The organism is Oscillatoria sp. CS-180, from assembly GCF_028330965.1.
GTDB lineage: Bacteria > Cyanobacteriota > Cyanobacteriia > Phormidesmidales > Phormidesmidaceae > Halomicronema.
This window is the reverse complement of sequence record NZ_JAQMUB010000008.1, coordinates 1-10,987: the sequence shown is the minus strand read 5'-3', so window position 1 is coordinate 10,987 and position 10,987 is coordinate 1. Positions and strand designations below refer to the sequence as shown.

6 protein-coding genes and 2 pseudogenes are annotated in these 10,987 nt (G+C 55.7%); all 8 read right to left on the bottom strand.

Features of this window, described 5'->3' with window-relative positions:
- Positions 1-296: 296 nt before the first annotated feature.
- Positions 297-1,844: an aspartate aminotransferase family protein gene (locus PN498_RS01295; RefSeq protein ID WP_272060863.1), complete on the bottom strand. Its 1,548-nt coding sequence runs from the start codon at positions 1,842-1,844 to the stop codon at positions 297-299.
- Positions 1,795-2,670 carry a class I SAM-dependent methyltransferase gene (locus PN498_RS01290; protein ID WP_272060862.1) on the bottom strand — a complete coding sequence of 292 codons (876 nt, stop codon included), beginning with the start codon at positions 2,668-2,670 and terminating at the stop codon, positions 1,795-1,797. The genes PN498_RS01295 and PN498_RS01290 overlap by 50 nt, the downstream gene beginning before the upstream one ends.
- Positions 2,671-2,744: 74 nt before the next feature.
- Positions 2,745-5,882, bottom strand: coding sequence for a thioester reductase domain-containing protein (locus PN498_RS01285; RefSeq protein ID WP_272060861.1), 3,138 nt, complete (start codon positions 5,880-5,882; stop codon positions 2,745-2,747).
- Positions 5,879-6,175, bottom strand: a complete 297-nt coding sequence (locus PN498_RS28540; protein WP_442951394.1) for a phosphopantetheine-binding protein — start codon at positions 6,173-6,175, stop codon at positions 5,879-5,881. The genes PN498_RS01285 and PN498_RS28540 overlap by 4 nt, the downstream gene beginning before the upstream one ends.
- 105 nt (positions 6,176-6,280) lie before the next feature.
- A pseudogene (locus PN498_RS28535) lies at positions 6,281-6,640 on the bottom strand (hypothetical protein); the annotation flags it as partial.
- Positions 6,641-6,886: 246 nt separating this feature from the next.
- Positions 6,887-7,420: pseudogene (locus PN498_RS28455) on the bottom strand (AMP-binding protein); the annotation flags it as partial.
- Entirely contained in the window at positions 7,347-9,467 is a 2,121-nt protein-coding gene (locus tag PN498_RS01275) for a condensation domain-containing protein (protein ID WP_272060860.1), read from the bottom strand. The pseudogene PN498_RS28455 and the gene PN498_RS01275, both read right to left, overlap by 74 nt.
- Positions 9,464-10,987, bottom strand: a 1,524-nt coding sequence (locus PN498_RS01270) for an amino acid adenylation domain-containing protein (protein WP_272060859.1), incomplete at its 5' end; no start/stop codon positions are given. The genes PN498_RS01275 and PN498_RS01270, both read right to left, overlap by 4 nt.

Below are 10,987 nucleotides of genomic sequence, written 5' to 3'. Positions count from 1 at the left end.
GTTGGTTGGTGGGTGTTGATTAAGGTTCGGGCATGTTTTGGGTGGGTGGGTGGTGGATGGTGGATGGTGGATGGTTGGTGGGTGTTGATTAAGGTTCGGGCATGTTTTGGGTGGGTTGCGGGTTGCGGGTTATCGGGTGTTGATTAAGGCTTAGAGAGGTTTTTGATTGTCAATTATCACCGCCGATTACGAACGACTAACGACTAACGACTAACGACTAACGACTAACGACTAACGACCAACGATGAACAATTAACGACTAACGACGAACGATGAACAATTAACGACGAACAACCCTAGACATTGCTGTTTTCCTTGAGCGCTGTCAGTGCGTTGCAAATTGCGGTGTAGATGGTGTCGATATCGTCTGGGGTGTGGGCGGTGGAGAGGAAGCCGCCGCGATCGCCGCCGCGCAGATGAATACCTTGGTTGAGGAGGTGGTAGGAAAAGAGGCTGAGGGCGGTGGGGGAAATCTGGCTCTGGGATAGAGCGATCGCGAAAAAGGAGCCAAAGCGGGTGAACTGGATGGGCATATTGATGCTGGTTGTAAAAGCGTTGAGGCGGTCTACTAGATTGGCAGTTTGCTGGTTGAGGGTTTCTTGCAGAGTGGGTCCTTGGTTTTTGAGGTGCTGTAGGGCGGCGCGGGCGGCGGCGAGGGCAAGGGGATGTTTGCAAAAGGTGCCAGCAAAGAAGGTGAGGGGAACTTGGGGGGCGGAATCGTCGCCAAACTGCCAGGGGCCACCATCAATGTGATCCATGAATTGGGCCTGGCCTGCGATGATGGACAGCGGTAAACCACCGCCTACGATTTTGCTGTAAGTGGCGATATCCGCTTGAATGCCAAAGTGGGCTTGGGCACCGCCGGGATGGACTCGGAAGCCTGTGACCATTTCGTCAAAAATTAGGGCAATGCCTGTGGACTGGGTGAGGTCTCGCAGAGCGTGTAGAAATTCTCTCGGCTGAAGTTCGGGACAGCGGCTCTGAACGGGTTCCACCAGTACGGCGGCAAGCTGATTGCGCTGAGCTTTGATGACGTCTAGGGATTTGGGGTTGCCGTAGTCGAGCACGAGAACGTCTTTGGCAGTGGCGTTGGGAACGCCGAGGGCAGCGGGGACGGCGCGAGTACCCAAAAAGGTTTGCATGAAGTTGGCGAGAGGGCTGAGTAGCGGCTTTTTCTGAAGCGATCGCACAGCTTTTTTCCGCGCATATTCGCTCAGGGGGGCTCGCATCAGGGCAGCGTCGAAGTGACCATGATAGCTGTTGGTAAAAACAGCAATTTTGGTGCGTTGGGTCGCGGTCCGAGCCACTCGCACAGCGGTCATGACGGCTTCGGTCCCCGTGTTGCTAAAGGTGATTCGCTCCAAGCCGGTGAGTTCGCGGGCAAGTTGGGCAACTTCTCCGACGGTCTCTGACTGTGGCCCAATTTGCATACCCTGGTCAAGCTGTTCGGCGATCGCGGCTTTGATAAATGATGGATTGTGACCGAATAGGTTGGTGCCCAGCCCCATCAAGATGTCGATATATTCATTGCCATCGATGTCCCACAGGCGCGAACCTTGCGATCTCACCGCCACAATCGGATAGCACATCTCTTTAATTTCAGGGGAGAAGGCATAGCCGATAGCGGTTTTATCCGCCAGGACAGGACGGTTTGCCGCTGCCATTTGTTTGGAGGTTGGTGTGCGGCGGGTGTAAGTGTCAATTAAGGTTTGCAGGTGAGTGGGTGGAGGTTGGGTGAGGGTCATAGGGGGAATGGGGTAATGGGGCGGTACGGTGGCTGCGGCAGTCTTCTCGCTATCCGCTTCCCTTGTGGCAGATAAAATGGGCGGAGTGGTTGGCGTCAAGGGTAGGGTCGCCGTCGATAGTTTGAATGACGATGTGAGTGAAGCCAACGGTTTGCAGGGCAGTTTGAACCTCAGGCAGAGCATGGCCTTTGACGCGATAGGTGAGATGCGATCGCGTCCATGTTGGTTCAACTTTTTCAAACCGTGATAGCAGGCGCAGACGAAAGCGAGTCAGGCGACGCAGGCTCAGAAGCCGATAGAGAGTTTGTTTGAAGGGTTGGGTGAAGCGAGCTATCCAGGAGGCTAGAGGCTGAGCCTGGAAAATCTCGACGTGGAAAGCCCCTTCTGAAACTTCGGGCTGGTACTCAGGGGTCAATCTCCAGGCATAGCCGGGCGTGATTTCTCCTTCAACGATTTTGCCGCACCACCACTTTTGCATTTGCTCAGGGTGGTTGAGATCAAAGATGAATAGACCGCCTGGTTGTAGAGCCTGATAGACGTTGCGAAAGACCTGGACAAGGTCAGTGAGGGCCATGATGTGATTGAGGGAGGCACTCGTGGAGAAGGCCGCATCGAACTGACTGGGCAAGTGAAAAGTACGGGCATCCTCTAGCAGGTAGTGGCCTTGGGGCGCATTTTGACGAGCATAGTCCAGCATGGCGGCTGAGCCATCTAGTCCCGTGACCTGATACCCTGCGTCCAACAGCGGCTGCATGAGCTGCCCCGTACCACAGCACAGATCGAGAATGGCAGCATTGGTAGGCAACTCAGGCAAAAGCACCCGTTCCAGCAGCGTGAGTTGAGCTTTGCCATAGTCTGGCCCCATTGTCTCGTTATAGAGCCAGGCCCAGGTGTCATAGTCGGTATAGCGTTGGGTGGTGGTCATGGTTGAGGGAAAGAGAGGGTGCAAGCAAGGAAAATGGGAGACAAACGGTAGGGTGCATTCGCGCGGCAATGCACCTAATACGAAGCCGACACAGGCGGTGATTTAAGCGCCCCAGAATTCTTTAAAGCCTTGAGATAAGTTGCAAAGAGCGATTCATCTAGTGCCGGACAACTAAAGGGAGCCTCAGCCAGCCCCGACTGAGCATTCTGGCAATCAAAGGGCACCTCGTGTGGCTTATCGTCGGACGCTTGGACGACCTCTTCGTCGTTTCGAGACGAGAAGAGGGAGACGAGCGGATACAAAGGATGGTTAGTCTGTCCCTGGGCGATCGCCCTCAACTGTCCGTGCCACTGCTCATAGGACACACGCTGAATGGGATATCCGGCAGTGCGACAGGCGGCAAATAAACCATCCGATGACGCAGGTTCAGGATGAATCAGATGGAAGACTTTACCCAGAGACTGGGGCTGTTGGGATAGGTGAACAATTGCTCGGCTCACATAATCCACGGGCAGAATATCTAGGGGCATAGCTCCTTGGGGTGCACTGCCGAGTTGAATGTAGCCCTGCATTAGCCGATATAGAAAATCATTGGCGTTGAAGGCTCCCGTTTGGCTGTGGCCGGAGATGGGGCCAGGGCGGTAGATCGTGACAGGCAGGGTGCGGTCGCTGGCTTGGGTCACTAGCTGCTCCGCCACCCACTTGGTGCGGTTGTAGCCCCCAGTTGGAACGGGGTAGCGATCGAGCGGGTCGTCTTCCTGCATCTTGACCTGATCCCCTGGCGGCATTGGCGGCAGCACGCTCAAAGTAGAGGTGAAATGCAGCGGCTTGGGATGATGCTGGCAGGCTAAGCGAATCACTTGCTGCGTGCCCAACACATTGGTTGTCCGCAGCAGAGAATAGGGAGAGACGTGGTGTACCCAGGCCCCATTGTGGTAGATCACATCGACGCTTTCTGCCAGGGTTTGAAATGCCTGAGCAGACAGTCCCAAATCAGGCTTTGCCAGATCTCCGGGTTGAACGGTAATGCGGGATCTGAAGTCCTCTTGCCAAATGCCGTAGCTTTTGAGCGTATTGATCAACCGCTGCCATCCGCCGGATTCAGTCTCTGCTCGGACTAAGCAGACGATCTCAGCCTGGGTTTGCCGCAGCAGAGCCTCAAGCAGAAACGCGCCCAGAAACCCTGTGGCTCCAGTCAGCAAAATGCGTGAGGGTAGTCCCTCCTGCAGATCTCCCTCCGGACGAATCTCCTTCGGCAGAACTCGATCCTGTTCCCAATCCTCTTGGGTTGCAGCTTCAACACTTTCTCCCTTCAGCACCGCGATGATGTCGGGTTTGTACTGCTTGAGTTGCTGCTTGATGTCTGGTGTCATTGTCCCTTTGGGCGCATTGCAGCGTAGCGTATCGCCATCCAGCCAGAGACGAATGTCGAGGCGGTTGAGAGTTTGGAGAAAACGGTTGAATTTTGAATTTTGAATTTTGGATTGTTGGTTATTGGTTATTGGTGGTTGGTTATTGGTGGTTGGTTCTTGGTTGATGTCGTTTCCTGATTTCGGACTGTCAACTGCTGACTGCACTTCCACTGGAATTCGTCGCTGTGTCCAGGTTGTCGTTTCTTGAGCAGCTAGCTCGATCTCTTTGCGACTCAGGAGGCGATCGCTCTCAAGGCCGATTTGCCGACAGTGGGCGACCAATCGATTGGATTCTTGGATGGGGGCGGAGTCGTTGGTGTAGCTAATGGAGGTGATGAAGGTGAGCCAGGGTTCCTGTCCCATGGCGTAGACGTAGACCTGCTGGGGTTGGAGCTGCTGGACGAGGGTGATCGCGCGATCAGCGTTGGAGCCATCTAAGCGACGGCTTTGAGCCAGATGGTGGGGAACGGATTGGGTGAGGAGAGGTCCATAGGCCCAGGTGTAGGGGGCACCGTCGCATTCCATGCCGATGAACAGCACGTCTAAGGAGCCGAACAGGTGGTGAAGGTGCTGATAAAGCTGGGGATCAAGGTTATTGGAATCAGCGGCGCAGAGAACAGTGCGGCCTTTGAGCTGAATCCAATAGGCGGTTTTGGTGGCGATGTTGAGGTCGCCGTGTTCGCCGAGCACGGGCAGGCTGATGATTTCGCCATCGGGTAGGGGAATCGTTTCCAGTTCATCCAGGGTCATCACTGGGTGAAAGCCAATTTGCTGGAGGATGAGCTTGAGAGAGGGATCGATGAGGGAGCCTTTCTGACTCTGGGGGACCACCAGATGGCGAATCTTATGCCGGATTTGCAGCAGGGTTTCCAGCATGACGTGGTCCTGATGGTTGTGGGTGATCAGGGCGTAGTCAATGGTGTCGGGCAGGTCGGCGTAGCTATAGCGGGCCATGCCCCTGGGATGGTCATAGCTGACTAGGGGATCGACCAGGACAGAGACATCCTGGGTTTCAATCAGAACGCAGGCGTGGCCGAAGTAACGGATCCGCACACCATTGCCGTCGTAGGGTGAGCGATCGCGGGGTGGAGTCGTCGTGAAGAGGTTCGCAAAACGGCCTGTCTGGGATTTGTCCAGACCCAGAGCTGCGGCCATCTGTCCGACGGACTGCGGGGTATGGCGCATGGTGAAGAGCTGGTCCCAAGTGCGATCGCAAAAAGGACGCGGTATCTGCAAGCTAGCGGCTTCTGGTAGACGCGGCGTGCTTAGCACGAAGGCTCGCTCGTCGGTATTGCCCAACTGCAGGGCAACCCTCTGGCGACTGGGATCATAATAGTCGCTGCGGTAAAGCAGTCCTTCCATGAGGCGCATCGAAGCTCGATGTTGGGGGTCATAGACCAGTTCTACAAATCCTCGGAGGGCAGGCGGCAATTGAGCATAGAGGGGTTCCAGAGAGGCCCCTGGCGGATGGTCCGCCAGGAGGGTCTCTAGGGTGGCGATCGCCTCACTCAGCAGGAGCAATTTCGCCTGCTCTTGCTGTGTCTGCTCCAGCAGCGTCTGAATTTCAGGCACTCGGCTAGCGTCATGGTGAATGAACGGACCACCCCGCATGGCGGGATCTTTCAGCGCTGTGGCATGTACCTGAGGCGCTGACACAAACGACTCCATGACAGGAATCTGAGAGTGGGTCAGATAACGGGCTGCCGTTGCCGGGGGAATGAGATAGCTCCAGGCGTACCACTGATTGATCAGCGGTTCCACGACCACGTTGGATTTGAGATAGCCTTGAAAGTCCTTCACAGCGCAAATTCCTCCCGGTCGGCATCGTCTTCTACAGGACGGGTCTGAAGCTGCTCCAGCAGTTGTTTCTGCTCAACGCGCTGAGCCAGCCCTGCCACGGTTGTCGCCTCGAACAGATCGATGACCGTTACTTCTACGGCAAAGGTGTTCAGCAGTTGCGCCACGAGCTGAGTCGCTAGCAGAGAATGACCGCCCAGCTCAAAAAAGTCATCATGAATGCCCACCTGTTCAACGCCCAAGACTTGAGCAAAAATATCGGCCAGCGCGGTTTCAACTTCGCTGCGCGGAGCCACATAGTGGGTCTCAGGTGATTCGATTGCGGGGGCCGGGAGCGATCGCACATCCACCTTGCCATTGGGCGTCAGCGGCAGAACGTCTAGTTGAACGAAGGCCGAGGGAACGAGGTAGTGGGGGAGTTTGTCAGCCAAGAATTGCCGGAGGGATGGGGGTTCGGATTGTGGATTGCGGATTGTGGATTGGTCGTTATGGGTTATTCGTTGTTTGTTGCTCGTTGTTGGGTCTTTTGTGAGGCTGGCTGGTTTTGCTTTAACAACGTAGGCTACCAGTCGCTTGTCTCTGGGGAGGTCTTCTCGCACGATGACGACGCTAGTTTTGACGTCGGGGTGCTGGTTGAGATGGTTTTCGATTTCGGCAGGTTCAATTCGGAAGCCGCGAATTTTAGCCTGATCGTCGATACGACCCAGCAGCTTGATGCGACCGTCGGGAAGGTGGCAAGCGAGGTCGCCGGTTTTGTAGAGAAGTTGTGGCGGGTTATGGGTTATTGGTTGGGGGTGGGTTGGTTGTTGGTCATTGGTTATTGGTTGTTGGTTATTGGTTGGGGGTTGGGGGTTGGGGCTGACGTTTTCTAAATTCTGAGTGCTGGAGTCTGTCTTTTCCGTAAACGGATTTGGGACGAATCGTTCTGCGGTCAGTTCGGGTCGGTTGAGATAGCCACGGGCAAGGCCCACGCCGCCGATGTGGAGTTCGCCGATCGCCCCAACGGGCAGGAGCTGAAGCTGATCGTCAAGGACATAGAGCTGTTTGTTGGTGCTAGGGCGGAGGGTGGGCTGGATAGGGCCGCCGTTGCCGCAGGGCACCATGCTGGCGTTGACGGTGGTTTCCGTAGGACCGTAGGCATTAATGAAGCGGCGACCTTGACTCCAGGTATGGATGAGTTCTGGAGAGGGGGCTTCACCGCCGACAAGCACCATCCGCAAATCGGGGAAATCGCCGTAAGGAACGCTCACTAGGGCTGAGGGGGTAATGGTGATATGAGTGACGCGGTGACGGCGTAATAGGTCTGCTAGGCCGGGACCGGGAAGCAGCGTTTCAGCAGAGGCGAGGAGAAGTTTAGCTCCAGTTGCCAGGGCCATGATGATTTCTGGGATGGAGGCATCAAAGCTAAAGGAAAAGAATTGAAGGACACAGTCGCCTGCCCGCACGTCGCAGACACGGATTTTATCTTCAGTGAGGTTGGTTAAACCGCCGTGGGGAACCAGGACGCCTTTGGGGGTGCCGGTGGAGCCGGAGGTGTAGATCAGATAGGCGAGGGAGGAGGGTGATGGGGTGATGGGGTGATGGGGTGATGGGGGTTGGAGCGCCTTCTAAATCAACAATTTGCAGCGTAGGGTGGGGACTGCCCACGAGTCTGTTTACCGCCAATACTGAACTTGTTGTAATCAACACCGCTGCCTGAGAGTCCTTCAGCATGAAAGACAATCGCTCGGAGGGATAGGTGGGATCAAGGGGAAGGTATGCGCCGCCTGCTTTCAACACCGCCAGCAGGGCGATAATCATCTCCAGCGATCGCTCTAAGCAGATCCCGACAATGACTTCTAGGCCGACCCCGAGGGAGCGTAGATGATGGGCCAGCTGATTGCTGCGGCGATCGAGTTCGGCATAGGTGAGCTGTTGCTGCTCGGGGCCGTCAAAGACTAGCGCGATCGCATCGGGTGTTTTTTTGACCTGAGCTTCAAATAGATGATGGAAGCAGCGATCGCTGGCATAGGGCTTTGCCGTGTCATTCCAGGCATGAAGCTGCTGGTGGCGTTCGGCGGCGGTCAGTAGGGGAAGCTCAGAAATAGTCTGGTGAGGATTGTCAACAACGCTTGCCAGCAGGGTTTGAAAGTGTTCAACCATACTGCGAATAGTGTTGACCTCAAACAAATCGCGGTTGTACTCGAATCCACCCACAATGCCGTCAGGGGTTTCGTAAAGATCCACGCTGAGGTCGAGCTTGGCGGTGGAATAAGCCTGCGGAACAGGTTTCAGGGTCAGTCCGGGCAGGGAAATGGCCTGTTGGGGAGCATTTTCTAAGCGGAATTTAGCTTGGAATAAGGGATTGTAGCTTAGGTCGCGTTCTGGCTGGAGGGCTTCGACCAGTCTTTCGAACGGCAAATCCTGATGCTCGTAGGCTTGATAGGTGCTAGCTTTGAGCTGCGCTAGTAAATCGATGAATGGGGCTTGGGGTGTCAGCTGCGATCGCAGCACCAGGGTATTGACGAAGAAACCGATCAGCCCTTCGACTTCTGCGCGATTGCGGTTGGCGATGGGGGTGCCCACCAGCAAATCCCGCTGTCCGGTGTAGCGAAACAGGAGAACCTTGAAGGCGGTCAACAGCGTTACAAAGAGCGTAGTGGACTGTTCTTGGGCCAGGGATTTGAGGCGATCGCTCAACTCCGCTGACAGGGCAAACGACTCGACGGCTCCTCGGAAGGTTTGTACTCGTGCCCGAGGACAATCGGTGGGTAGTTGCAGAATAGGGAGCGTCCCCGATAGCTGCTCTTGCCAGTAGCTAAGCTGCCGCTGTAGTTCCTGGCCTTGCAGCCACTGCCGCTGCCACACCGCAAAATCACCATATTGAATCGGTAGTGGCGGCAGTGGTGCAGTTCCTCCGGTTAGATAGGCGCGATAAAACAGTCCCAGTTCTTGCAGCAGCACCTCCATTGACCAGCCATCCGTGATGATGTGGTGCATCGTCAACAGCACGACTGATGCTGTGTCTGCTAGGCGTAGCAGGGTCACCCGCAGCAGAGGCGCTTCAGTTAGATCGAAGCGGGTCTGAGCCGAGGCGATCGCCTGCTGGCGCACCTCGGTTTCTTGCTCTGGGGAAGATAATGATTGCAGATCTCGCTGTTCAAGGCGGATCGGTTGCGGGGCAACCACTTCTTGCATCGGCTGTCCGTCAACCGTGATGAACCGCGTTCGCAGTGATTCGTGACGCTCAACCAACGCAGTGAGACTTTGGCTAAACGCCGTTTCATCCAGAAGCCCCTCTACCTGTACTGCCAGCGGAATGTTGTAAACCGCACCCTCCTGCTGCATTTGCTCTAGAAACCACAGGCGCTGTTGGGCAAACGACACGGGCAGCGGTTCTGTCCGTGGCACTGACTGAATGGTGGTGGCAGACGCCGTTTCATGCCGCCGCAGGAATTCCAGAATTTCTGTTTTTCGGTCCCGCAGCTGAGTACTCAGCTCTTCCGTGAGGACTGCTTCCGGTGCGTTACAGCGTAGGCGATCGCCCTCTGCCCAGAGCTGGACTTCCTGCCGATAGAGATCCGATAAAAATTGCTCGATAGTCTTCATAGCTCAATCTCCTTTCGCCCCACTGCTGCACTGACGGGTTGATTCAAGGTCATCTGCATGGCGTCAATATGGATCGCGAGTTCGGCGATCGTTGGACGTTCAAACATCACCCACAATGGGATATCTAGCTCGAACGCTTTTCGCAGTCGCGTATTCACCCTCGTTGCGCTGAGGGAATTGCCTCCCAACTCAAAGAAGTTGTCCTCAGCGTTAATGGCTTCCAACCGCAGCACCTCTCGCCAGATGGCCGCAATCTCAAGTTCGGTCACTGTTTGGGGCGATCGAGTCGGGGTGGACTTGGGTCGATTAGGTGCTGGCAGCGCTTTCCGATTGACTTTACCGTTGGGCAAGAGCGGTAGCGCATCCAGCGTGATGAATTGAGTCGGCACCATGTGGGCGGGAAGATGGTTGGATAGGTGGGTTTTGAGGGCTGGGATTGTTGTGGGTTGTGGGTTATTCGTTCTTCGTTCTTGGTTCGTAACATCTTCTGACTCCTGACTTCTAACTTCTGATTCCACGACATAGGCAATGAGCTGTGGTTCCTGCCCGTTGTCTTCTCGGAGCACGACGATGCACTGGGAGATGTCGGGATGCTGGGTCAGAATGGCTTCGATTTCGCCAAGTTCGATGCGGAAGCCTCGTAATTTGACCTGGTGGTCGATGCGGCCCAGGAATTCAAGGGCACCGTTGGGGAGATAGCGGGCGCGATCGCCGGTTTTGTAGAGAATGTGTTCTTCGTTGTTCGTTGTTCGTTGTTCGTTATTGGTGCTGCCGTCTGCCTTGCCCACAAATGGATTGGGCACAAATTTCTCTGCGGTTAAATCGGGTCGGTTTAAGTAGCCACGGGCCACGCCAACACCACCGATGTGGAGTTCGCCGGGGATGCCGGGGGGAACGCGGCGATTTTGGGAGTCGAGGAGGTGGATTTGGGTGTTGGCGATGGGGTGACCGATGGGGACGGTGGCGGATGACTCTGGAGCGGGTTGGCAGCTCCAGGCGGTGACGTCGATCGCGGCTTCGGTGGGACCGTAGAGGTTGTGAAGTTCAACGTTGGGCAGCGTTTGGAAGAATCGTGTTTGCAGATCCGTGGGCAGTGCTTCACCGCTACAGATAACTCGCTTGAGGCTAGTGCATTGGGAGGCGTCAGGCGCTTCCAGGAAGGCTGCCAGCATCGAGGGGACGAAGTGGAGAGTGGTGATTTGTGCCTGCTGGATGAGGTTGACTAAGTAGGCGCTATCTTTGTGGCCTTCGGGACGGGCTAACACCAGGGTGACTCCAGTCATCAAGGGCCAGAAGACTTCCCAGGCAGAGACGTCGAAGCTGAGGGGGGTTTTCTGGAGAACGCGATCAGTGGGAGTGAGGGTGTAGGTATCCTGCATCCAGCAGAGGCGGTTGACCACGCCGCGATGGGTGTTGATCACGCCTTTGGGGCGTCCAGTAGAACCAGAGGTGTAGAGGATGTAGAGGGCGTTTTCGGGAGTGGGGGAGTGGGAGAGTGGAGGAGTGGAGGAGTGGGGGAG